Annotated in this window: 19 protein-coding genes; 11 read left to right on the top strand and 8 right to left on the bottom strand. The window is 69.6% G+C overall.

From position 1 onward, the window contains the following. Nucleotides 1-165 precede the first annotated feature (165 nt). The gene (locus tag AC16DP_RS25260) at nucleotides 166-1,050 is read right to left on the bottom strand and encodes a LysR family transcriptional regulator (protein ID WP_329729521.1); all 885 of its coding nucleotides are present in this window, start codon (nucleotides 1,048-1,050) and stop codon (nucleotides 166-168) included. A 173-nt stretch (nucleotides 1,051-1,223) separates the two neighbouring features. Here AC16DP_RS25260 and AC16DP_RS25255 point away from each other — a divergent pair, with 173 nt between their 5' ends. From AC16DP_RS25255 to AC16DP_RS25240, 4 genes are all read left to right on the top strand, one after another. Further along, a complete protein-coding gene (locus AC16DP_RS25255) occupies nucleotides 1,224-2,204 on the top strand; it encodes a maleate cis-trans isomerase family protein (RefSeq protein WP_329729520.1) in 981 nt (326 codons plus the stop codon). A 153-nt stretch (nucleotides 2,205-2,357) separates the two neighbouring features. Further along, entirely contained in the window at nucleotides 2,358-3,692 is a 1,335-nt protein-coding gene (locus tag AC16DP_RS25250; protein WP_329729519.1) for a hypothetical protein, read from the top strand. Nucleotides 3,693-3,824: 132 nt separating this feature from the next. Then, nucleotides 3,825-4,025, top strand: coding sequence for a hypothetical protein (locus AC16DP_RS25245; RefSeq protein ID WP_483956872.1), 201 nt, complete (start codon nucleotides 3,825-3,827; stop codon nucleotides 4,023-4,025). Between the two features lie 335 nt (nucleotides 4,026-4,360). Further along, nucleotides 4,361-5,122: a zinc-dependent metalloprotease gene (locus AC16DP_RS25240; RefSeq protein ID WP_329729517.1), complete on the top strand. Its 762-nt coding sequence runs from the start codon at nucleotides 4,361-4,363 to the stop codon at nucleotides 5,120-5,122. 123 nt (nucleotides 5,123-5,245) lie between these two features. Here the strand turns inward: AC16DP_RS25240 and AC16DP_RS25235 are convergent, their stop codons facing one another. Both AC16DP_RS25235 and AC16DP_RS25230 read right to left on the bottom strand, forming a co-directional pair. Beyond that, the gene (locus tag AC16DP_RS25235; protein ID WP_414640726.1) at nucleotides 5,246-5,485 is read right to left on the bottom strand and encodes a hypothetical protein; all 240 of its coding nucleotides are present in this window, start codon (nucleotides 5,483-5,485) and stop codon (nucleotides 5,246-5,248) included. Between the two features lie 30 nt (nucleotides 5,486-5,515). Further along, a complete protein-coding gene (locus AC16DP_RS25230; RefSeq protein WP_329729516.1) occupies nucleotides 5,516-5,890 on the bottom strand; it encodes a hypothetical protein in 375 nt (124 codons plus the stop codon). Between the two features lie 238 nt (nucleotides 5,891-6,128). On the opposite strand from AC16DP_RS25230, the gene AC16DP_RS25225 reads away from it, so the two are divergent. Then, on the top strand, nucleotides 6,129-8,519 hold the full coding sequence (locus tag AC16DP_RS25225; RefSeq protein WP_329729515.1) for a PAS domain-containing protein: 2,391 nt from the start codon (nucleotides 6,129-6,131) through the stop codon (nucleotides 8,517-8,519). Next, entirely contained in the window at nucleotides 8,516-10,141 is a 1,626-nt protein-coding gene (locus AC16DP_RS25220; protein ID WP_329729514.1) for a response regulator, read from the top strand. Before AC16DP_RS25225 ends, AC16DP_RS25220 begins: the two co-directional genes overlap by 4 nt. Nucleotides 10,142-10,221: 80 nt before the next feature. On the opposite strand, the gene AC16DP_RS25215 is transcribed toward AC16DP_RS25220, so the two are convergent. From AC16DP_RS25215 to AC16DP_RS25205, 3 genes are read right to left on the bottom strand one after another with little or no spacing between them, the layout of a single operon-like run. Next, nucleotides 10,222-11,010, bottom strand: a complete 789-nt coding sequence (locus AC16DP_RS25215) for a hypothetical protein (protein WP_329729513.1) — start codon at nucleotides 11,008-11,010, stop codon at nucleotides 10,222-10,224. 60 nt (nucleotides 11,011-11,070) lie between these two features. Beyond that, nucleotides 11,071-12,177, bottom strand: coding sequence for a hypothetical protein (locus AC16DP_RS25210; protein ID WP_329729512.1), 1,107 nt, complete (start codon nucleotides 12,175-12,177; stop codon nucleotides 11,071-11,073). 11 nt (nucleotides 12,178-12,188) lie between these two features. Next, nucleotides 12,189-13,547 (bottom strand): hypothetical protein, encoded by a 1,359-nt coding sequence (locus tag AC16DP_RS25205; protein WP_329729511.1) that lies wholly within the window; start codon nucleotides 13,545-13,547, stop codon nucleotides 12,189-12,191. A 155-nt stretch (nucleotides 13,548-13,702) separates the two neighbouring features. Here AC16DP_RS25205 and AC16DP_RS25200 point away from each other — a divergent pair, with 155 nt between their 5' ends. Together AC16DP_RS25200 and AC16DP_RS25195 are read left to right on the top strand one after the other, a co-directional pair. Continuing rightward, nucleotides 13,703-14,359, top strand: coding sequence for a response regulator transcription factor (locus AC16DP_RS25200; RefSeq protein WP_329729510.1), 657 nt, complete (start codon nucleotides 13,703-13,705; stop codon nucleotides 14,357-14,359). Nucleotides 14,360-14,376: 17 nt separating this feature from the next. Continuing rightward, a complete protein-coding gene (locus AC16DP_RS25195; protein WP_329729546.1) occupies nucleotides 14,377-15,552 on the top strand; it encodes a sensor histidine kinase in 1,176 nt (391 codons plus the stop codon). A 3-nt stretch (nucleotides 15,553-15,555) separates the two neighbouring features. Here AC16DP_RS25195 and AC16DP_RS25190 read toward each other — a convergent pair whose 3' ends face one another. Further along, on the bottom strand, nucleotides 15,556-16,347 hold the full coding sequence (locus tag AC16DP_RS25190; protein ID WP_329729509.1) for an enoyl-CoA hydratase/isomerase family protein: 792 nt from the start codon (nucleotides 16,345-16,347) through the stop codon (nucleotides 15,556-15,558). Between the two features lie 68 nt (nucleotides 16,348-16,415). Between AC16DP_RS25190 and AC16DP_RS25185 the strand changes: the two genes are divergently transcribed. After that, complete coding sequence (locus tag AC16DP_RS25185) at nucleotides 16,416-17,186, top strand: hypothetical protein (protein WP_329729508.1); 771 nt, start codon at nucleotides 16,416-16,418, stop codon at nucleotides 17,184-17,186. Here AC16DP_RS25185 and AC16DP_RS25180 read toward each other — a convergent pair. Next, the gene (locus AC16DP_RS25180; RefSeq protein WP_329729507.1) at nucleotides 17,180-19,708 is read right to left on the bottom strand and encodes an RCC1 domain-containing protein; all 2,529 of its coding nucleotides are present in this window, start codon (nucleotides 19,706-19,708) and stop codon (nucleotides 17,180-17,182) included. The two genes, AC16DP_RS25185 and AC16DP_RS25180, sit on opposite strands and share 7 nt — an antisense overlap. 152 nt (nucleotides 19,709-19,860) lie before the next feature. Between AC16DP_RS25180 and AC16DP_RS25175 the strand changes: the two genes are divergently transcribed. Together AC16DP_RS25175 and AC16DP_RS25170 are read left to right on the top strand one after the other, a co-directional pair. Beyond that, nucleotides 19,861-22,470 carry a LamG domain-containing protein gene (locus AC16DP_RS25175; protein ID WP_329729506.1) on the top strand — a complete coding sequence of 870 codons (2,610 nt, stop codon included), beginning with the start codon at nucleotides 19,861-19,863 and terminating at the stop codon, nucleotides 22,468-22,470. Between the two features lie 92 nt (nucleotides 22,471-22,562). Continuing rightward, the gene (locus AC16DP_RS25170) at nucleotides 22,563-23,201 is read left to right on the top strand and encodes a glutathione S-transferase family protein (RefSeq protein WP_329729505.1); all 639 of its coding nucleotides are present in this window, start codon (nucleotides 22,563-22,565) and stop codon (nucleotides 23,199-23,201) included. Nucleotides 23,202-23,289 lie beyond the last annotated feature (88 nt).

Below are 23,289 nucleotides of genomic sequence, written 5' to 3'. Positions count from 1 at the left end.
GAAGCGTAGAGCACTCCCAACGGAAGGGAGCGATCCAGCGGTAAGAGCGCGAGCACTTCTGTGAACTGGGAGACGAGGACCGTCCCGCGTTTCACGCGGAGTGGTTCACGGATTCACTCCGGCACGGCATCGGTGTCCTCCAGGAAATGGAAGACGGAGCCAGGCTCAGCGGAGCTTCCGCGACAGGAAGTCCACGAAGGCCCGTGTGCGCGGCGCCGCGAACCGTGTCGGCGGCGAAACGGCGAAGACCTGGTAGCCGCTGGGGTGGTACTCGCCCAGCACGCGCTCCAGCCGCCCTCGCTGGAGCGACTCGGCGACAACGAAGTCGGGCGCGAGGAGGATGCCCGCCCCTCCCTCGGCGGCCGTGCACAGCGCGATGCTGTTGTTGAGCTGGAGCGGCCCTCGCACGGAGACCGCTTCATGCCCGGTGGGCCCGGTGAACTCCCACTTTCCGGGGGTCGCGTGCAGCGCGTACGTCAGGCAGTTGTGCGCCGCCAGCTCCCGCGGGTGCTTCGGGGAGCCTCGCTTGCGCAGGTAGCCCGGCGATGCGCAGAGCACGCGCGCGCCCGTGGCCAGCTTGCGCGCGACGAGGGAGCTGTCGTCGAGGCTCGCCGCGATGCGCACCGCGACGTCGAAGCCTTCCTCCAACAGGTCGACGAAGCGGTCATTGAAGACCACGTCGAGCCGCACCTCCGGGCAGGCGGCCATGAAGGGGGCCAGCAGGGGCGCCACCCGCACCAGTCCGAAGGACATGGGCGCGGTGATGCGCAGACGCCCACGAGGCGATGACTCGAGATCGATGACCGAACGCTCGGCTTCCTCCAGGTCGTCGAGGAGCTGCGCGCAGCGCGCGAGGTACACGCGCCCCGCATCGGTGAGCGCCACCCGCCGCGTGGTGCGCACCAGCAACTGCACGCCCAGGTGCTCCTCGAGCTGGGCGACACGGGCGCTCACCCACGCGGTGGTGATGCGCAGCGAGCGGCCCGCCCCCGCGAAGCTGCCCACCTCGGCCACCGCGCGAAAGGCCCGCATGCACTCGAAGACGTTCATGGCTGGATTAGCAACGAATCATTGATGATGAGTCAAGGGGATGGCCGATTGTCGTTGATTCGTCGGGCTCCTACCGTGAGGGCCATGAACGAACCCACGACGCCCCTTGCAACCACGCCGCACTGCCCCTCGCCCGGGCGCCTCGCCGGGCGCGACGCCGCGGGAGGGGCGCGATGAATTCCCGCAGGGATCTCATCGTCAGCGCGGTGGGGCTCGGGTTCTCGTGGAGCCATCCCGTGCTCCGGCGAGCGGCCCCGGCCGTGCGCATCCAGCCGGAGCCCGCGCCCTCCGCTCCCGGCAAGGGCCCCGTGCCGGCCCTGGGCCCGGCCGGCGTGGTGCATGATGGGCGCGACCTGGGCCCGTTCGGCATCGACCCCGCGGTGCGCTACCCCAACGTCCGAAGCCATCGCAGGAAGTTCGGCGTGCTCCTTCCCGCGACGAACACCACGGTCGAGCACGAGCTGTGGCGGCTGATTCTCGACAACCGGGCGGCGCTCGACGGCGTGGGGTTGCACGCCACGCCGGTGTCCACCCCACGCCCGGTGCTGCGCACCGAAGCCGATCTCGACGCCTACCGCCGCCAGTTCGTCGGAGGGCTCGGCGCGGCCATCGACCAGGCCCTGCTCGCGGAGCCCGACGCATTCATCCTCGCCATGAGCATGGAGCATATCCTGTACGGGCTCGAGCCCATTCGGGCCACCCTGGCCAGCGCGGCGTCACGCACGAAGCTGGCGTGGGCGACGTGGCACGACGCGGCCTCCGCGGCGCTGCGCGCGGTGGGAGCCCAGCGCATCGGCCTGCTCACCCCGTTCGACCGCCAGGGGAACAAGAACGCCCGCCGCCTCTTCGAGGACCTGGGCTTCGAGGTCGTCTCGAGCGTGGGCTTCGCCTGCGCCAACGCGCAGCACATCGCGCACGTGCCCGACGCCGCCAAGGAGCGCGCGGTGCTCGAGCTGCTCGCCACGAAGGAGAACCGGCTCGACGCCGTCGTGCAGTGCGGCACCAACATGAGCTTCGTGGACGTCGCGGAACGGCTGGAGCCCCGCCTCGGCCTGCCGCTGCTCAGCATCAACGCCGTGACGTTCTGGCATGCACTGCGCCAGGGCGGCATCACCGCCCCGTTGGTGGGTGGCGGCCGTCTGCTACGCGAGTGAGCGGCTCCAGCCCACGCGCGGTGGGCGGGCACGGACAGGAACACCTGTAAGCGGACGGGGCCTCGCGCGTCGAGGTTCCCAGAACGGCATCATGGGCACTGAGAGGGGGGGCACGGTGCACCCCCCGGTCCCGCGGCTCGGGAGGGAGCACAGATGGCGATCAGGCGATGGCAGGGCTGGGTGGTGGCGGCACTGGGGCTGGCCGTGGCGGCGTGTGGGGGCGGCGCCGGGACGGGAGGAGACGGCACGCACTGCGCGGCGCCGCCCGCCGAGCGGCTGAGCCACCCGGAGGAGGACACGGCGCACCGGGATGCCGGCGCGCCCAGCGTGGCGGTGGATGGGGCGGGCAACGTGCTGGTGGTCTTCGGCGCGGGCGGCGAGGTGTGGGCGCGCCGCTACGTACTGGCCGAGGCGCGGTGGGAGCCCCTGGTGCGGCTGGACGTGGGCGGCCTGCGGGCCTGGACACATCCGCTCGTGGCGGCGGATGCCTCGGGCCACGCGCTGGCGGCCTGGGCCACGCCCGCGCAGGGGCTCGCGGTGGCCCACTTCCGGCCGGGGACGGGGTGGCAGGCGCCCCAGTTCCTGCTGAACGAGGGCGAGCTGCCGGACACGCGGCTCACCGGCGTCGCGCTGGATGCCGGGGGCCACGCGGCCGTCGCCTTCGCCGCCTTCAACACGCTCAGCGCCCGCTTCGACCACTTCGTCCAGCTGCTGCGGCCAGATGGGGACCCGCGCGCCGAACTGCCCATGGGCACCTCGGCGAATCCCGAGGCGGCGCTCGCGCTGCACGGCTCGGAGGAGCGGCTCGACGTGGCGCTGGTGTGGCTGGGCTCGGTGGGGCGTACGCTGGTGACGCGTGGCAGCTGGTGGTTCCCCAGGGACTCGATGGTGATTCAGGACGCGGAGGTGCTGCAGGCGGAGCTGGACGGCGACGTGCGCGGGCCGCGCGCGGCCTACGACGGCACCGGCCGGCTCCACGCCGCGTGGGCGCGCCAGCTCGTGTCCTCGGACGCCCTCATCCTCGAGCACCAGTGGACGGGGCCGGACGGACGCTGGCAGTCCGCGCCCGTGCGGCTCGGCGTCCTCGCGGGCCGGGACGACTGGGCGCTCGCCACGGACGGCAGCGCGAGCTTCGTGTGGGTGGAGGACGGCGGCGCGCGGCTATGGGCCTCGACGCTCACGGACGGCGGCTGGAGCGCCGCGGAGCCGGTGGCCGGGAGCCCCGCGCCCGCACGCACGCCCACCGCCGCGCTGGATGCGCGGGGGGCGCTGCGCGTGGTGTGGAGCGCGCCCGTGCAGGGCATGCCCGCGCTCCACCGCACGGTGCGTGAGGCCGAGGGCTGGAGCACGCCCACCGTGGCACACGCGGGCACGGACGAGGCGCACACCACCCCGGTGCTGCGTGCGCTGCCCGCGCGGGGAGAGGCGTTGGTGTGGCTGCGCCAGCGCGGCGGCGTGCACGCGGTGCTCGGAGCGCTCCCTCCTTGAGTCCGGGGCCGCGACGGAGGAGGCGCCTTGGAAGGAGCGCACTCCGTGGTCAGCGCCCCTGCTGCCCGGTGCCGCTTCCGCTCATGCGGCGCTGCATCTCAAGGGGTGATGGGGGCGAGTGGACCGTGGGCGGTGTCGGGCGGAGCCAACGCGATGTGGGTGGAGTACTCCGTCGACGGCAAGCCGAGCGTCGCCGAGCTGCGCGGGCCCGACCCCTCCACGCAACACGCCGGTGCGGGTGTGGGCTGGGGCGACAAACTCTACGGCCAGCTCGGCAACGGGACGACCACCCACCGCTCCACGCCAGGGCAGGTGCCGGGCTTCAGCTTGTAGGCCTCCCCGGTGCGGATGCCCGCGGAAGCCCACCTGCCAACCTTTGCGCTGGCCCCGCGGGAGTTGCTCCCCACAGCCTGGGGTGTGCACACCGTCCGAGACCCGGACGGTCCGGGCTGCGTGCGCGCAACCCCTTGCACCAACGGGCGATTCACCAGGAAAGGTCAGGACTCCTTACACGAAGTCCCAGGACGGCTGGTGCATCCATGCTCCAGGCCCCACCTCGCCCTGCCTGGTAAATCCCTGTCTTCCGGAGTGCCCGGGAGTTGGCCCGAGGGTTGCTCGCGGGCAGGGAGTCGGCGGCGTCCAACTTCAGTACACAAGGGAGAATGAAAATGTTCAAGCGAGCGGCAGTCCTCGTGGTGAGCTGTGGCGCGGTGCTGGCCGGCTGCGGAGCCGGCCCGGAGGCCGGGAGTCAGGAGCTCGTCTCCAACCTGCGCGAGGCCGGCTTTCCGGCCGGCGACATCCAGGTCCATGACGGGCAGGTGTTCGTGGGGAACGACGCGCACGTGACCCTCGAGGCGTCGCGCGAGCTGCTCCAGCGCGGCGAGGGGAGCCAGGAGCAATACAGTACGACCAATCTCGTCGGCCCCAGCGTGACGAAGATCTGCATCAATCCCACCGCCGCGTTCAACAGCTACGCCCGCCTCAGCCAGGGGCTGGATCTGGCCATCCAGAACTACAACGCCCTGGGGCTGCGCATCTGGTTCGCGCGGGGGCCGGCCACCGGCTGCACCGCGAACATCACCGCGCAGACCATGTCCGGCGCTGGCGGCTCCGCGGGCTTCCCCTCGGGCGGCCTGCCCTACGGCACCCTCAACATCGGCACCGGCCTGCAGAGCTACAGCATTGACGTGAACGAGCACGTCATCACCCACGAGATTGGCCACACCATCGGCATGCGCCACACGGACTACTACGACCGGTCCATCAGCTGCGGCACGAGCGGCAACGAGGGAACCGCGGGCGTGGGTGCCATCCTCATCCCCGGGACGCCGGTCAGCGATCCGAACTCGATCTTCAACTCCTGCTTCAACTCGACCGCGAACGGCGAGTTCAGCCAATACGACGTCGTCGCGCTGAACTACCTCTACTGAGAGATGGCGCGGCAGCCCCCGGAGTCCCTCCAGGACTCCGGAGGCTCGAGCTGGAGCCCCCCTCGCTGGGAAGCCCGCCTCGCCTTTGGCCTCGGCCCGGGCCACACCAGCTCCAACGGGTTTCTAGCAGGTGCCCTTCATCGTCACGTGGGTGTACGCCGTCGCCTCGAAGGGCATCGAGGCCGGGAAGCCCGCGCTGTTCCACGAGGCGTGGTCCGAGCAGCCGTAGCCGCACGTGATGTTGGTGTACGTCATCCCCGGCTGGTACGTGGAGATGAGGTGGGTGACGAAGGTGTTCTGCGCCGCGTGGGTATTGTCGCCGTCTGCCGCGCGAGCACTGAGCCGCGCCTCCGCGGGAATCACCCCCAGAGTCCGGGGCCGCCGCCCCCGTGGTCAGCGCCGCTGCTGTCCGGGTGCAGGCTGCTGACCCTGCTGTCCGGTGCCGCTTCCGCTCATGCAGTGCAGCATCCCCTGCACCATGCTCTGGACCTCCGCGACCTGGGCGGGGTCCTTCGCGGTGAAACGCAGGACGGCGCCCGTGGGGGTCTGCTCCACCTTCACGTCCGCCATTGCGCGCAGGGGACAGCTCATTCCCGCGCCGCCCATGCCCGGGCCCATCCGGCCGCCGCCCATCATCCCGTGTGGACAGCAGGGGTGCTGTTGCGCGTCCGTCCGTGGGTCCGGTGCCTGCCCGGTGCCCTGGGCCCCGGCGAGCGGTCCGATGAGAAGTCCCGTGGTGATGAGCAGTCCGTATCCAAGCTTCCTCATGGGGTTTCCTCCGTGAAGGGGTGGCTTCCTGGAGAAAGGTGATGCCGGCGGCGGTATCCCGCTGGCGCCTCGCTCCCGTGAGAGGTCCCCACGGGTGGCGAGCCCTCGAACTGGCAGGGCCCTCCCGCGATGGTCAGAGTTGAGCTGGAATCCATGGCACGCGGGAGGGAGCGTCGCTTCCATGTCTCGAGCTGGCAGCATGTTTCCCCTTCGGGGCGCCCGGTGGAGGGCGGCCAGGATGGGGCTGCCGGCCAGTCGCTGGGTGGAACTGCTGGGCTTCGCCCTGTTCTACATGGCGGTGGCCCGGCTGAGCATGCGTACGCTCGGAGCGGATGGAATCGCCGTGGTGTGGCCGGCCTCCGGACTGTCCCTCAGCGTGCTGCTCCTGCGGGGCAGCTGGTTGTGGCCCGGGATCGTCCTGGGCGCCATGGGGGCCAACCTGCTGGCCGGCTTCCCGCCCCTCCTGGCGCTGGCCCTGGGCTTCGCCAATGCCCTGGAGACGCTCCTGGCCATCTTCCTGATGGTGGACGTGGCCGGCAGCTCGCCCCGGTTCGATCGGTTCAGGGATCTCTTCTCCCTGGGACTGGCCAGCCTGCTGGCCACGCCGGTGGGAGCCCTGCTGGCGGGCGTGTCCTTCCTGCTGCTCGGGCCCCCGGGAGTCCAGCCCCTGAGCGTGGCACTGACCTGGTGGGCGGCGGATCAGCTCAGCATCTGGTTGATGACCCCGGCCGTGCTCGTGGTGATGGACCGCCGGGGCCTTCCCCACCGGACCTGGGGCCGCCGGCTCGAGATGGCCGTGTCCTACGCCTGCCTGCTGTGGCTGGGATGGAATCTGTTCTGGCGGCCCTTCCGGATGGACCTGTTCAGCCTGCCCTTCCTCGTCTTCCCCCTGCTGGTGTGGCTCGCCCTGCGCACCGGCTCCTTCGGCACCGTGCTCGGCAACCTGCTGCTCGGGGCCCTGGCGGTGGGCGGGACGCTGGCCAGGGGCGGGGTGTTCGGCGGCATGGAGAAGGAAGACTCACGCGTCTCCCTCCAGGTGTTCCTCGGGGCCGCGCCCCTCACCAGCCTGGTGCTCGCCCTGGTGACGGAGGAGCGGCAGCGCAACGCCGAGCGTGCCCGGCGCTCCGAGCAGTGGCTGCAAGCCTCGCTGAAGGCGGCCCACGCCGCCATCTGGGAGTGGGATGTGCGCGGCCAGCGGATGCTCCGCTCCTCCAACCATGACGCGCTCTTCGGCTGGCCCCAGTCCACCGAGGACTGGGGGCGCGAGTCCTTCCTCCTGCACATCCACCCCGAGGACCGGGAGCGCATCGCGGCGGAGTTCGACCGGGCGCTGCGCGAGCGGACCCCCTACACGCCCGAGTTCCGCGTGCGCTGGCCGGATGGAAGCATCCACTGGCTCGCCACCCAGTCCACCCCCCGGATGGACAGCGGTGTGTTCCACAGCCTGGGCGGCGTGGTGATGGACATCACCTGGCGCAAGCAGCAGGAGCAGGCGCTGGCCGAGAGCGAGCGGCGCTTCCGCCTCATGGCCGACACGGCCCCCGTGCTCCTGTGGATGTCGGAGCCGGACAAGGGCTTCAACTACTTCAACCGTCCCTGGCTCGACTTCACCGGCCAGACGCTCGAGCAGCAGCGCGGGGAGGGGTGGGCCGCGTCCGTGCATCCCGAGGACCGGAGCCGGTGCCTCGAGTCCCACGCCACGAGCTTCGCCGCGCACCAGTCCTTCGAGCTGGAATACCGGCTGCGCCGCCACGATGGCACCTACCACTGGCTGCTGGAGCACGGCGTCCCCCGCTTCGCCGGGGAGAGCCTGGTGGGCTACCTCGGCGCCTGCGTGGACATCCAGCGCCTCAAGGAGGCCGAGGCCCTGCTGCGCGAGCGCTCGCACACCCTGGCGGACCTCAACCAGGAGCTGGCCCGCTCCAACGCGGACCTGGAGCAGTTCGCCTATGTCACCTCGCATGACCTGCGGGAGCCCATCCGCATGGTGCTCAGCTATGGCGAGTTGCTGCGGCACCGCTACGGTGAGCGGCTCGACGACAAGGGCCTCAAGTATCTGGGCTACATGGTGGAGGGGGCCTCGCGGCTCCAGGAGCTGGTGTCGGATCTGCTGGCCTACTCCCGGGCGGGGCGGGCCAACCAGCGCCCGGTCCCCACCAACCTGGAGCAGGTGCTCGCGAGCGTCCGGAGCTCCCTGCGCCAGGCCCTGAGCGAGTCCCAGGCCCGGCTCACCTCCGCCCCCCTCCCCACCCTCGAGGCCTTCCCCAGCCAGCTGGAGGTGTTGTTCCAGAACCTCATCGAGAACGCCGTGAAGTTCCGGCGCGCCGTGCCCCCGGAGATCCACGTGGACGCGCGCGAGCTGCCCGAGGGCTGGGAGTTCGAGGTGCGTGACAACGGCATCGGCATCGAGCCCCCGTACCTGGAGCGCATCTTCGGGCTCTTCCAACGGTTGCACAGCCGCCAGGAGTACCCGGGCACGGGGATGGGCCTGGCCATCTGCAAGCGCATCGTGGAGCGCCACGGTGGCCATGTCTGGGCCAGCTCGACACCGGGGGTGGGAACCTCCATCCATTTCATATTGCCCCGGCACATGCCCCAGCCCATTTCCCAGGGAGCCGCCCCATCATGATGAGGCCCATCGAGGTATTGCTCGTCGAAGACAACCCCGCCGATGCGGATCTGACGAGGGAGGCCCTGGCCGAGAGCAAGCTCCTGGTGCACCTGGAGTCCGTGGACGATGGGGAGAAGGCCGAGGCCTACCTGATGCGGCTCAGCCCCTATGAGCATGCCCTCCGGCCGGATCTCATCCTGTTGGATTTGAACCTGCCGCGGCGCAACGGCCGGGAGGTGCTCAAGACGATCCGCGGGATGCAGCAGCTCAAGCACATCCCCGTGGTGGTGCTCAGCTCCTCGGACACGGAGATGGACATCCTCAAGAGTTACGGGCTGGGGGCCAACTGCTACGTCGTCAAGCCGGTGCGCTTCGCCGATTTCTTCGAGATCGTCCGCCATGTGGGCGAGTTCTGGTTCTCGGTGGTCCGCCTGCCGCCCCACGACGTGGAGGAGTCGGGCCTGCTCCAGGCCACCCCGCCGCCGGCTCCCCTCACCACGCCGGCGGAGACGCCCCTGCGCATCCTGGTGGTGGAGGACAACCCGGCCGATGTCGACCTGGTGCGGGAGTATCTCCAGGAGCGGCGGTTGTGGACGCTGTCCGCGTGCGACCTGCTGCGCAAGGCCCTGGCGCTCGCCGAGCAGGAGCCGCCCGACGTCATGCTGCTCGACCTGGGCCTGCCGGACAGCCAGGGCATGGAGACGCTGAACCGTGCGGTGGATCGGCTGCCCCATGTGCCCATCATCGTGCTGACGGGCCGGGAGCAGCTCGGGCTCGGACCGCTCGCGGTGCGGGCCGGGGCCCAGGACTACCTGGAGAAGGACGAGCTGAGGGGCAGCATCCTGTCGCGCTCCATCTGCTATGCGGTGGAGCGGGCCTGGGCCAACCGCGAGCGCGACATGCTGCTGGCCCGCGCCAACGCGGCCCGAGGCCGCGCGGAGGAGGCGGTGCTGCTGCGCGACGAGTTCCTCCTGGTGGCCTCCCATGAGCTGAAGACCCCGCTCACCTCCCTGCTGCTGCAGGAGCGGATGCTCGAACGCTCGGTGGAGCAGGCCGGGACCCCCTCCGGGATGGAGCGGCTGCGGCGCTGCTCGGTGGCCATGCGCCGGCAATGCGAGCAGCTCGCGCGCCTCATCGACTCGCTGCTGGACGTGTCCCGCATCACCTCCGGCCGGCTGGTGCTGGAGCGGAGCCGGGTGGACCTCGTCCAGCTCGTCCAGGACAGCATGGAGCGGCTGCGCTCCCAGGCGGAGTCCGCCCGCTGTCCCCTGCACCTGGAGGCCGGGCCGCCGGTCTTCGGACAGTGGGATCGCTTCCGGCTCGAGCAGGTGGTGGTCAACCTGCTCACCAACGCCCTCAAGTACGGGGCGGGCAAGCCGGTGGACCTCCGCGTGCACGCCGAGGGCTCACAGGCCGTGCTGGTGGTGCGGGACCACGGCATCGGCATCCGCGAGGAGGATCAAAAGCGCATCTTCGGGCGCTTCGAGCGCGCGGTGCCCACCCGGCACTTCGGAGGCGTGGGCCTGGGCCTCTACATCAGCCGGCAGATCGTCAACGCGCACGCGGGCACCATCGAGCTGACGAGCCGTCCGGCAGAGGGCGCCACCTTCACCGTCCGCCTGCCGCGCGGCGAGGGCTGACAAGAGCGCGGAGCGTCTCGCGCACGCGCCAGAGCCGCTCGGGATCCAACCCCCGCCGGGCGGCCCAGTCCCGGGCCCGGCTAGATGCAGCACATGACGGGCACGGGGTAGCTCCACACCCTGAAGCGGAGATCCCCCAGCGGGTCCGAGCCGGAGCTGGGCATGCACTGGTTCAGGATCGTGTTCTTGTCGGCGACCTGCGTGACGGTCCCCGCGGGGCACGCTCCGGCGGACGCCGCATCCTGCGTCACGATCTGGACGATCTGGCTGTAGTTCGCCGTGATCCACGCATCGGTGAAGGATCTCGCCGCGGCACAGTCCGCGAACTGATTCGTGTGGGTCGACGCCGGCAGCCCGGGCATCGAGATCTGTCCCAGGTAGGTGGGAGACGTGTAATTGCTGACCACGATCCCCGCGTGCCGCCAGGTCGCCATCGTACACGGCGGAGGCGGAGGCGGCCGCTGGCTGCATCCTCCCTCGATCTTCATCATCACCCCCGTGATGTTCGGCTGACCGTTGATGGACCCGGTCACGTGGTTGGTGCACGAGACCACCAGCGAGTTCGGCGTCAGGATGTAGGGATCGGGGCAATCACAGAAATACGGATCGTACCCATTGCCGACGTTGGCGTTGTATTGCCCCGTCAGCGGATTGTACTGGATGCCAAAGGTCCCGTAATCCGTCCGGATCTGCGACAGCAGGTTCGTCACGGCCGAGGCGCTGCAGCTCGTGACGCCGGTCAAGTCGTAGCTCTTGCCACAGAACGACAGCTGCCGGTTCGAATCGGAATTCAGCTTGGTGATTTGATTGATGAAGGCATGGGCCCCCGCGGGCAGGACCAACATCATCAGCATGACGATCTTTTTCATGTGTCTCCCGTGTAGCGCCACTGTTGACTGAAATCCGGATGAGCGCGCCCTCCTGGACCCTCACAGGAAGCCATCGAGCCAGGTGAGCTGCGCGTCGAGGGTCTCGGAGATCACGCGCGGTTGATCCGACGTGCTGGGCTCGGTGTAGGGGTTGCCGATCTCCTTGTGCTGCCAGCGCACCCAGGTCTGCTTGTACCAACCCCAGTCGAGGTCGCTGCCCGTCGACGGGGGCGAGCTGCCCGAGTACGCCGAGAAGGCGCGGATCCCCGAGGCCGGAGCCACCTCCTCCCCACCCGCGATGTGGTAGATGCGCAGCCGCCCCTTCCGGGGGAACTGCGCGGAGAGATCCGTGGCCCAGCCGCCGTAGAACGTGCCCCAGGGGCGGACGGGGTTGTTGATCTTCTCCCCGAACGTGCCCAGCTCGCCCTGGCTGTACTTGCACACCCCGTCGAACGACGACACGTAGAGATCGATGCCGTCGTAGGCCGGGTTGGCGCGCAGCGCCTGGGCCATGCGCATCACCAGGCAGCCTCCGCGCGAGCTGCCCGCCAGGTAGATGGACCGCGTCTCGGGGCGCACCTGCGCCTGGAGCCAGCCCACGAAGCCATTCACGAGCTGTTGCTTCTTCCCGCTGTCGAACAGGTGATCGAAGTTGTTGTCGTTGACCACGGCCAGGTAGGTGGAGCCCGTGGGGAACCAGCCCAGGGTGCGCAGCTTCATCGCCAGCGAGCGGCCATCCAGCGTCACGTTCGGACAGGAGACGGCATCACAGGTGGCGTCCCAGCTCGCCCCCTGCCCCGTCACCCCGCTGTTGTGCCCGCTGCTGGAGATCTTCTGGCCGGCCGACATCACGACGAGCGCCTCGCGCGTGAGGGGCGCATCCACCTCGGCGATCCGGATGTTGTGGAGATCTCCATCCGGTGCACCGGCCGCGCGGAACTGCTCGAAGCCCGGCGCGGCCTGGTAGTTGCCCGAGCCATCCTTGGAGACCACCCGCTTGGACACCACGGTCCGGCTACTCCCATTGGGGTAGCTCAGGGCGGAGGTGCGCGTGCCCTGCTGCTCCCCGGGGGCTTCCGGGGACTCGGGCTCCGGTTGACCACAGCCCGGCCCCAGGGCCAGCACCACCGCCGAGAGAAACCCTATCGAGCTCCGTTCGAAGCGCATGTCTTCCTCCGTTACGGGAGCGGGGTGAGGATGGGCGAGCAGAACTCGTTGAGCGGCTGCGTGGTGCCCGCCGGATTCAACAGATCCAGGAACGAGTCGCTGTCGGCGAGGGACAGGTCGGTGAGGACGTCGGCGGCGCGATCGTAGAAGCGGGACACGAGCATCTCGTCCTTCGTGAGGTTGTTGGGGTAGCCGGCGGTGGAGTTGGCCAGGAAGACCTTCAGCACCTGGGCGAAGGTGAGCGACGGCGGGTTGCAGCTGTAGAGGATGGGAGACGGATCCCTCGGGACGATATAGGTGGGGGTGGAAGCCGTGCCGCCCGTCCAGGCCGTCTTGAAGGTGTAGTCGTCCAGGTTGGCCGTGGTCATGATGTGGAAGGCCGACCACCAGCCCATGTCGTGGCGCTGCACCAGGCTGAGGCTCGTCAGCGGCGTGCCACCGATGCCGCGGGTCAGCCGCTCGCGGTTGTAGGGCAGCCGCGGCGTCTCGCCGAAGATGATCTGCTGGAGCTTGTCGCTGCCGTACTCGGCGAAGCCCTCGTGGAATGCCACCCAGGGCTCGTCCACCAGGCCGTGCGTGCTGCCGTTCTCCATCAGCTCCCAGGCCAGGCCCAGCTCGCCACTCACGTGCTGGTAGGCCCAGACGTGCATCAGCTCGTGATAGAGCGTGCTGATGTTGAAGTGGCTCTCGAAGATGTAGATGACCTGCGTGGCCGGGTTGGCGTAGCTGGCCTCGACGGTGTCGGAGACCACGTCGCTGTTGTGCGGGAACTTGACGCGGATCTGCGAGGTGAAGGCGCGATCCGGGCCGTAGCCGTTGATCTTCTCGATGGCCTTCTGGTACGCGACCCAGATGTCGGCGTGATCACGCGCCTCCTGGAGGTTCAGGTCGCGCGCGCCGGTGGGCGAGAAGGTCCTCGTCCCCACGTCCAGCGTGCCGGGGCCGTGATCCACCGTCTCGTCCTCGAAGATGAGGTACCACTTCACCTTGGTGGTGGAGGACGTGGACGTCTCGTGCCGCACCTCCAGGTCGTCGCTCTGGAACTTCACCTCGATCTTGTAGCGGTGGTCGTAGCAGGCCTTGGTCTGCGTCAACGAGAACTCCCCCAGCGAGTTCGTCGTCACCTCGTCCCAGACCGCGTACCAGCCCCAGACGCCCAGCACCTTCGCCTTGCCGGAGATCTGCACCTTCACGCCCTTGAGCGGCGAGGTGCCATGGGCAGTGACGAGCTCCGGGAGCTGATGCTGCACGGCCAGCTTGCCCTTGACGGTGTACGTGCAATCGGCCATCGCGCTGTCCGCGGTGAGCAGCAGCGCCAACCCCATGAGCACGGCGTGAGGTGTCCTCGTGAAGCCCTTCATCCAGTTCATGTGTGTCTCTCCACGTCGGGAAGGCGCCGGTGGGGGCCGGTACCTGGAGGGAGGCGGGAAAGTGCCCTCTCGCGGTATGTTTCGAGTCCGACTGTATTGATAAACAGGAATTCCTGGCATACCATGTTCATGGGAGGACCATGTCGTCACCTCGGATGAGTCAGCGTTCCGTTCGCGTCCTCGTGGTGGAGGACGATCCACGCGTCCGGCGGGGGCTGCTGCAGGCGGTGCCGTGGGAGAGCGGGGGCATGTCGGTGGTGGGGGACTGCGAGAGCGTGGGGGAGGCCCTGGCGCTGGTGGAGCGGGGCCTGGAGTTCGAGGTGGGGCTCATCGATCTGGGGCTGCCGGACCGGCCGGGGACGGAGCTGATGGCGGCGCTGAGCCGGCTGCTGCCGGAGGCGTGCCTGCTGGCGCTGACCAGCTTCGATGACGCGGACAGCATCTTCGGGGCGTTGAAGGCGGGAGCGCGGGGCTACCTCCTCAAGGACATGCCGCCCGAGCGGCTGGCGCGGGCGGTGCGGGAGGCGGCCGAGGGGGGCGCGCCGATGACGCCCGCGGTGGCGCGCAAGGTGGTGGAGAGCTTCTCCCGGCCGCCGCCCGGCGCGGGGTGCGAGGAGCTCACCCCCCGGGAGCGCGAGGTGTTGCAGCTCCTCACCCAGGGGCTGGCGTATGCCGGGGTGGCCGAGCGGCTGGGAATGGGGCTGGGCACGGTGCAGACGTACGTGAAGAGCCTCTACCGCAAGCTGCAGGTGCGCTCGAAGGCCGAGGCCACCGCCGTCGCACTGCGCCGGGGGCTGGTATCCCCGAGGTGACGCCCCCCGTGCCAGGGATGGATCCGCCGATGCACGCGGCCATGCGCTCGCCGCTGCTGGCCTCGGGGCTGCTGCTGCTGGCCGGACTGGTCGCGGCGTCTCCACTCGTGCCCGGCCTGGGGCCGCTGCTGGGCGTGCGGCTGGGAGACACGGGGCCGGTGATGCTGCTCTTCATGACGGTGTCGCTGGGGGCGACGCTCGCCTTCCACGGGGCGGGCCGCCACGCGTGGACCTACCGCCTCCTCAACTGGCTGGAGACGGCCGTGTGGGTGGGCGGTGAGCTGTACCTGGTGTGGGCCTCGGGCAACGCGAGCAGTCCCTTCTGGGTGCTGTACTTCGCGCTCGTCTTCCACACGGCCGGCACCGGAAGCGCGCGCCTGTACAACACCGTGCTGCTGGCCGGAGGCCCCACGGTGCTGGGTGCCGCCTTCTGGGTGGCGCGCAAGGACGCGGGAGCGGCGGCCGTGTGCGTGGGGACGGGCGCGATGGGGGGCCTGGTGTACGTGACGCTCAGCCGGGCGGCGGCGCAGCTGCGCGACATGGTGGCGGAACGGGAGCGGCTGCAGGCGCGGGTGGCCGAGCTGCTGGTGCACGAGGAGCGGGCACGCATCGCCCGGGATCTGCACGACGGGGTGGGCAGCGAGTTGAGCGCGCTGCTGTGGAGCGTGCGCACGCTGGAAGCCCGGCTGGGCGAAGGAGGCCGCGCCGAGGAGCTCTCCGGCTTCGCCGAGCGCATCCGCCAGGGCACGGACGAGCTGCGCAGCGTGGTGTGGGCCTTGCGCGCGGAGAGTCAGGACTGGGAGTCCCTGGTGGCGCACCTGCGGGGGCGCTGCCTGGAGCTGTGCGGCGAGCAGGTGGTGCTGCGCTTCTTCGATGAGGGGGCACCCGCTGGCACGGTGCTGCCGGGAGAGGCGCGGCTGCAGGTGGTGCGCATCGTCCAGGAGGCGGTGCGCAATGCCGTGCGCCATGCGCATCCGCGCACGGTGACGGTGCGCCTGAGCGGGCACGAGGAGCTCCGCGTGGTGGTGGAGGACGACGGGTGCGGACTGCCGGAAGGCGCCCTCGAGCGCAGCAGTGGGGGCCTGCGCAACCTGCGCCACCGTGCCATGGCGCTCGGGGGGACGCTGCGCTTCAGCACCTCGCCCCAGGGGACACGCATGGAGGCGATCCTCCCCGGAGCGCGGCGTCCGTGACGCTCAGCGCCCCTGAAAGACGGGAGCCCTGCGCGCCGCCGCGGCCGCGAGCCCCTCGCCCAGGTCCTCGCTCCCGTAGCTCTCCGCCTGGAAACGCGCCTCTTCCTCCAGGGCCCGCTGGAGCGCGGCCCGGTCCGGGGCCAGCCTGCGCTTGAGCGCGCGGGTGGCCAGCGGCGCATTCGCTGCCACCTGCGCCGCGAGCTTCCGGGCGCGCGCGAGCACCTCGGCTTCTGGCGCCGCCTCGAGCGCCAGCCCGAGCCGCACCGCCTCACGCCCATCGAAGCGGCGGCCCGTCAGCAGCAGCTCCGCGCCCCGCTGCGCGCCCGCCCTCCACGGCACGAAGTACGTCGCCCCCATGCCCGGGTGCAGGCCCAGCTGGACGAAGTTGAGCGCCAGCTTCGCGTCCTCCGCCACGACACACAGGTCGCACGCGAGCGCCACGCACAGCCCGGCACCAATCGCCGCGCCCTCCACCGCGGCCACCGTGGGCACCGGCAGGTCCAGCACGCTGAGGTAGCGCGCGTAGAAGTCGAGCATGAAGGTGCGCGACTCCTCCGAGGACACCCGGCGCAGCCGCTCGAGCATCTGGAGATCTCCCCCCGCGGAGAACGCTCCGCCGGCCCCCGCGAGGACGACGGCCCTCACGTCGGAGCGTTGCTGGAGCTCGGCCACCCGGCCCCGCAGCGCCTCCCCGAGCTCGGGGGTCATCGCGTTGCGGCGGGCGGCATCATTCAGCGTGAGGGTGGCGACGGCACCCTCCACCTCGAGCAGGACGGCTGTGGACGGAGTGGACATGGCGCTCCTTTTATCAGGCCCGGCCCGAGGCCCCAGCACGCCTTGGATTTGATGGTATTTTCAAACCCATGCCCCTCGCCCCCCTCCGAATCCGCCCCTTCCTGCTGTCCACGCTGCTGCTCGGCGCCTGCGGTGCCCCCCTGGAGTCAACGTCCCTTCCCCCTGAAGGGACACCGGGCGAGGTGGAGTCCGCGATGTGCGCGGGCCTGAGCGTCACCTCGCTCACCCTGGCGGGGGCCAGCTCCTACGGGGGCGAGCTGGGCGCCGCGGGCAACTGGGCGGTGTCCACCTTCGCCAATGGTGTCCGCCTGGAGTACTACGTGGACGGCCAACGGCAGGCCTGGTCCGAGATGGCCTCCCCCACGGGCACCTGGAATCACAGCAGCTCCGGCATCGCCTGCGGCACGCATACCCTCGAGGTGCGCGCCTGGCCCATGGTCATCGACAGCAATGGCAATCGCACCACGTGCACGGCGCAAGGCCCGCGCGTCGTCTCGAGCACCTTCTCCCAGGCCTGCCCTTCCGCCTCCGTCCAGTGCCAGCGCAATAACATGCAGCAGGTCACCTGCACGGGCTCCGCCTGGGGAGGAACCGGCTCCCACACCCCTGTCTGGCAGCAGGTGAACCGGTTCAATCACATCCCCGAGCCGTACGTGAGCATGCCCTGGTACGAGGGCTCCTGGAGCCATGTCTTCTATTGCGAGGCGCCCCTCTACGCCTCCCTGGAAGACGCCCAGGTGCAGATCCAATTCAAGGTGCGCGACAGCACGGGGATGGAATCCACGGAGCTCAGCAACTTCTTCTACTGCAAGGAGTACTCGGTCGAGCAGCCCTATTGAGCTGAGGCCACCTGCACGGGCAGGGAGCGGCTGGTGGTGCTCCCATCCCCGAGCTGTCCGGAGCTGTTGAGGCCCCAGGCCCACACGGTGCCATCCTGCTTCAGCGCCAGCGAATGGGAGCCACCTCCGTCGAGGGCGAACACGCCACCGAGGCCCGTCACCTGCACGGGCAGGGAGCGGTTGAGGGTGCTCCCATCTCCGAGCCGGCCAGAGCCATTGGCGCCACAAGCCCAGGCGGTGCCATCGAACCGCACCGCCGTCGTGTGGTAGTTGCCACCTTCAATGGAGATGATGCTGCCAGGGCCCCGCATCTGCACGGGCAGGGAGCGGCTGGTGGTGGTCCCATCCCCGAGCTCGCCATCGTTGTTGAAGCCCCAGGCCCACACGGTGCCATCCTGCTTCAGTGCCACCGTGTGGTAGTTGCCCGAGGAGATGGCGCGCACGCCGCCGAGGCCCGGCACCTGCACGGGCAGGGAGCGGCTGGTGGTGGTCCCATCCCCGAGCTGGCCGTAGATGTTGTAGCCCCAGGCCCACACGGTGCCATCCTGCCTCAGCGCCACCGTCTGGAAGATGCCCGCGGCAATGGCGATGACGTTGCCCAGGCCCGCCACCTGCCCCGGCGTGCTGCGCTGGGCATTCGTTCCGTTGCCGAGCTGGCCGGAGCCGTTGTGGCCCCAGGCCCACACGGTGCCGTCCTGTTTCAGCGCCACCGTGTGGCTCTCGCCCGCGGCGACGGCGATGACGTTGCCCAGGCCCCCCACCTGCACCGGCGTGGCACGGTTGAGGGTCGTTCCATCCCCGAGCTGGCCGGAGCCATTGTTGCCCCACGTCCACACGGTGCCGTCCTGCTTCAGCGCCACCGTGTGACTCGCGCCCGCGGCGACGGCGAGCACATTGTCCAGGCCCCCCACCTGCCCTGGCGTGGCGCGGCTGGTGAGCGTCCCATTGCCGAGCTGGCCGGAGCCATTGCCTCCCCACGTCCACACGGTGCCATCCTGCTTCAACACCACCGAGTGGGCATCACCCGCGGCGCTCTCGGAGAGGGAGCTGAACACCGCCTGCACGGGCGCGTTGCGCGAGGAGAACGTCCCGTCCCGGAGCTGGCCGTAGTCATTGCCGCCCCAACTCCAGAAGGTGCCGTCCTGCTTCATCGCCAGCGTATGAAGGCCACCCGCACTGATGTAGGCGACGCTGGCCAGGCCCGTCACCTGCACCGGCGTGGAGCGTTGGAGGGTGGTTCCATCCCCGAGCTGGCCGGAGCCATTGTGGCCCCAGCTCCACACGGAGCCATCCTGCTTCAGCGCCACCGAGTGGAGCGCCCCCGCGCCGATGGCGACGACGTTGCCCAGCCCCGCCACCTGCACCGGCGTGGAGCGGCTGAGGGTGGTTCCATCTCCGAGCTGGCCGGAGGCGTTGGAGCCCCAGGCCCACACGGTCCCGTCCTGCTTCATCGCCAGGGCGTGGGTCCCGTCCGCGGAGATGTCGGACACATTGGCGAGACCCGCCACCTTGACCGGCGTGGAGCGGTTGAGGGTGGTTCCATCCCCGAGCTGGCCGGAGCTGTTGTAGCCCCAGGCCCACACGGTGCCATCCCGCTTCAAGGCCAACGAGAAATGCTCGCCCGCGGCAATGGCGAGCACCTCGGACAAGCCCGTCACCTGCACCGGCGCCGTGCGCAGCTGGGTCGTCCCGTCCCCGAGCTGGCCAGGGCCGTTATGGCCCCAGCTCCACACGGTGCCATCCTGCTTCAGCGCCAGCGTGTGATAGCCCCCCGCGGCGATGGCGAAGACACCGCCAAGGCCCGGCACCTGCACGGGCAGCAGACGCGAGGCGGTGTTCCCATTCCCGAGCTGTCCGACGGCGTTGGAGCCCCAGGTCCACACGGTGCCGTCCTGCTTCAGCGCCGCCATGTGATTGCTGCCCGCGGAGAGCGCGACCACACCGCTGAGCCCTACCACCCGCACGGGCGCGGAGCGCGGCGCGCCCATCGTCCCATCTCCCACCTGACCGTAGTAATTGTCTCCCCAGGCCCACACGGTGCCGTTCTCCCGGAGCCTCGCCGAGTTCATCTCGCTGGCGGACAGCGGGCAGGTCTCGGCGACGGACTGGGTCAGCACCCTGACGCTCTCCCAGCAGGTGGTCCGATTGCCATTGCTGTCCACCACCATCGGGTAGACCTTCATCTCGAAGGTGTGCAGGCCACAGGTCATCCCCCGGCCACTGAAGTACCAGGAGCCGGAAATGCCGGTGCGATCCTCGGAGCTGCGAAGGCGGCCATCGACGTAGTACTCCAACCGCGCCGCGTTGGCGGAGGTGGACACGGCGAACTCGCCACTGCCGGCCAGCTCGCGTTGGTAGGAGCTGAGGCCCGTCAGGGTGAGGGTCGTGACGTCCACGCTGGCGCACAGCCTCGCTTCCTGGCGGCCCAACGGCTCCTCGGGTGCCGCCGGCTCGGCCTCGGGGGGAGCACCACAAGCCACCAGCAGCATTCCGCCCCACAGCGCCCCCACGGAAGAACGCATCAGCACCTTCAAGCTCAAAGGACACCTCCAGAACACAGAATCACCAGAATCCAGGCTATCCTCATTAAATCAAGAAAATCCAGAAATACAACAACTGAGAGTGAAAATCCTGAAAATCTGTTATGGCGGGCTTTCAAACCAAGGAACCCCGCATGAGCCCTCCCCTCCCCTGGCCCTGTTCTCGTTCGCTGTCACGCCTCCTCGTCCCCCTGCTGGGACTCGCGCTGTCCGCGACGGAGGCGGCCGCGGCGACGCGACCCTCGCTGGTGAATACACGCATCTCCACGCCCTTTGGCTCCAACGGCCACACCTCGAGCCTCGATGGGCGGATCTTCATCGGCAACGTGGGAGAGGATCAGGCGACGACGACCACGACCTGGAGGGCCCGCGTGTTCCGGCCCGAGGCGGTGACGTACGACGCCGAGGGCAAGCCGGGCTTCACGAGCGCCTTCTCTCCCGGAAAGACCATCCAGGTGCGGAACGGGGAGAACGCGCTGGCCTTCTGCTTCCTCAACCCGGCGCAGCCCTACACGCTCAGCAGCGGCGTCGCCGTCTACCAGCCCTACATCTTCGACTCGATGATGTTCAACGGCCCGAACCGCTTCCGCCGCCGCACCGCGGATGTCCGGGTCAGCCAGCCCTTCACGGTCCAGGCGGAGATCGCCTCCTTCTCCACGGGGCCGTTGGAGGAGCTGAAGACCGTCTCGGGCGCCCCCATCATGGGCATCGAGCCGACGATGACCTCCGACGGGCGGCTGCTCCTCTTCCAGGGCGGTCCCCTCAACAACGGCTCCATCGACTACCTGATGTACAGCTACAACCCCACCCCCTGCGCCGCCACGGGTTGGAGTGAGCCCCGGCCCCTGTCCATGATGTTCAACGACCCCAACCCGGGTCTCAAGCGCTACCCCATGGCCTGGCAGCGGATGAAGGCGGCCACCGGCGAGGACTTCGGTGACACCGTGGCGGGCGGCAATCTGATTCGCGCCGCCTATCCCTGGGTGGACCACGAGGGCCGCAACGTCCTCTATGCCGCCGTCGGGTTCACCGGGGCCGCGGGCGGACGCCGTGAGGCCATCAGCCTGATTGGCGCGGACACGGGGTGGATCGCCCATCACATCGACGGGAGCCTCAACACCGACCGGCAGGACATCGCGCACCTCTTCTACTCGGGCCCCATGTGGAACTTCGAGCAGGAGCGCGCCCCCTCCCAGAACTTCCCGCCGGGCTCGAGCAACGAGACCCGCTTCCTCCCCGTCACCAAGACGCACGACGTGCTCTCGCTCTTCGGCAGCAACACGGCGGACTACAACGAGGTGGACCTGGGAGAGCTGCTCAATCCCTTCCAGCTGCTCTTCCTGCCCATGAACGAGATGGTCACCCGGACGGGAACGTATGATCTGACGCGCACGCCCGACAGCGCGGGCCGCTTCTACACGGGCACGCTCGTGGGCACGGCGCAGATCTCCGCGAAGAACGACGTGACGCAGCCGCCCTCGGGCTCCTTGTGGGAGCCGCACGGCAAGGGCAAGGCGCTCGTCCTCCCCGGCGGCGGCGCCGCCACCGTGAACCTGACCGACGCCACCAACACCATTCCAGGTGTCGGGGCCACCGTGCGGGGCTTCACCGTGCAGCTCGCCATCCGCCCGGACGCCGCCATCAACCAGGGCTGCACCGGCAATCCCTACCGCTACCTGCTGGCGAAGTCCGGGGGCCTGGATCTCATCTACGAGGCGAACGGCGCGGTGCACATGTCGTTCGTGATCAACGGACAGCGGGTCCGCCTGGGATTCAGTCAGCCGCTGCCCAAGGGCGTCTGGACGCACCTGGCCTACACCTGGGATGGAGTCACGGGACAGTTCGGCGAGTACATCAACGGCCAGGCCACGGGACGCGCGCTGCCCAACGCCCCCGGCTCGCTCCGGTTGGGCACGGGGACGCTCTTCGTGGGCGCGGGTCCGAACCTCGACACCCAGAGCTGCCCGGCCAACGGGGAGGGCTCGTTCAAGGGCTTCATCGACGAGGTGCGCCTCTTCACGAATGCCCGCTCCAACCGCAGCATCTGCCTGACGACGCACGGAGCGGACTGCAAGGAGGCCGCCATCCAGGAAGAGCCCACCGGGGGCCAGTTCGTCATGAGTCAGCAGCACCCGTCCTGCAACAGCCTGTCCGCGCTGGGTTCGCAGGCGTGCGCCGTGGCCATGCACCGCGTCTGCGCCCAGCGCGGGGCGGATGACGCGCTGAGCAGCGCCACCAACTTCTACGAGACCCTCCAGCAGGTCATCGGCAACCGCCCGCCCATCTCCCTGCTGGGCGTTCCCGCCTCCGCCACCACCACGGAGGCCGGCGTGGCGTGTGCGCCCATCCAGCACCAGAGCCTGGGGGTGACCTTCGAGGAGTTGGCGCGCCGTCACCCGGGCTGCACCGACGAGCGGTTCTCCATGTCCACTGACTGCACCGCCGCCACGCACCGGTGGTGCCAGGGCCTGGGGTGGACGACTGGAATGCTCTTCGAGATGACCTCCCGGCCGTGGGTGGGCTGCTTCAACTCGGGGCTCATCCAGGATGTGGCCCGGTCGCAGATCGGGTCCGTCACCAACGCGGGCAACCTCACCTCCGGGGAATCGCGGCTGGAGGTCAGCAGGTGGTGCCAGGCGCGGGGCTACGGGGCGGGAGTCATCCAGGAGGTGCCCAGCGCCACCACCGTCCATGTCCACTGCTTCCAGCCCGCGGTGACGCGGAGCTGGAAGTTCGTTCCCTGATCGCTGGATTGACCGGGGAAGGGTGGCCTCTCCCACAGCCGTCTGAAAAACGGCCTTGTGAGAGGCCGTGCGATCTGAGCGATCCTGCGCCCATGCTCAAGCTGCACTACCTGGTCAACTCCCGCGCGCAGCGCATCCTCTGGCTCCTGGAGGAGCTGGGACTCGACTACGAGATCGTCATCTACCCGCGCGACCCGAAGACGGGCTTCGCGCCTCCCGAGCTCAAGGCGATCCATCCGCTCGGCAAGTCCCCGCTGCTGGAGGACAACGGACGGGTCCTCGCCGAGTCCGGTGCCATCATCGACTCCGTGGTGCGCCACCATGGAAAGGGACGGCTGGCGCCCGCACCGGACTCGGCCGAGTACGACACCTACGTGCACTGGCTGCACTACGCCGAGGGCTCGGCCATGCTGCCGTTCATCATGGGAATCTACATGGGACGCCTGGGCGAGGCGGCCGCGCCCCTCATGCCGCGCATCTCCAGCGAGATGAAGAACCACCTGGGCTACATCTCCGGAACGCTGGAGAAGGGGAACTACCTGCTGGGCGACACCTTCAGCGCCGCCGACATCCAGATGAGCTTCGTGCTGGAAGCGGCACGGCCGTCGGGGCTCCTGGAGTCCTTCGCCCCCCTGGGCCCCTACCTGGAGCGGCTGTACGCCCGTCCCGCCTATCAGCGCGCCGTTCAGCGCGGGGGACCCATCCAGGTGGGCCGCCCAGCCAACCGCTAGCCTCGGCGGCCTGGCGTGCCGGTGAATGGGGGCGCGACACGGGCCACGAAGCTGTACGTGAGCTCTCCGTGGTGCAGCACTCCGGAGC

The sequence above is a fragment of the Archangium sp. genome (assembly GCF_057119385.1).
Note: the sequence above shows the minus strand (reverse complement) of the source record. Positions and strands in the feature narration are given on the sequence as shown.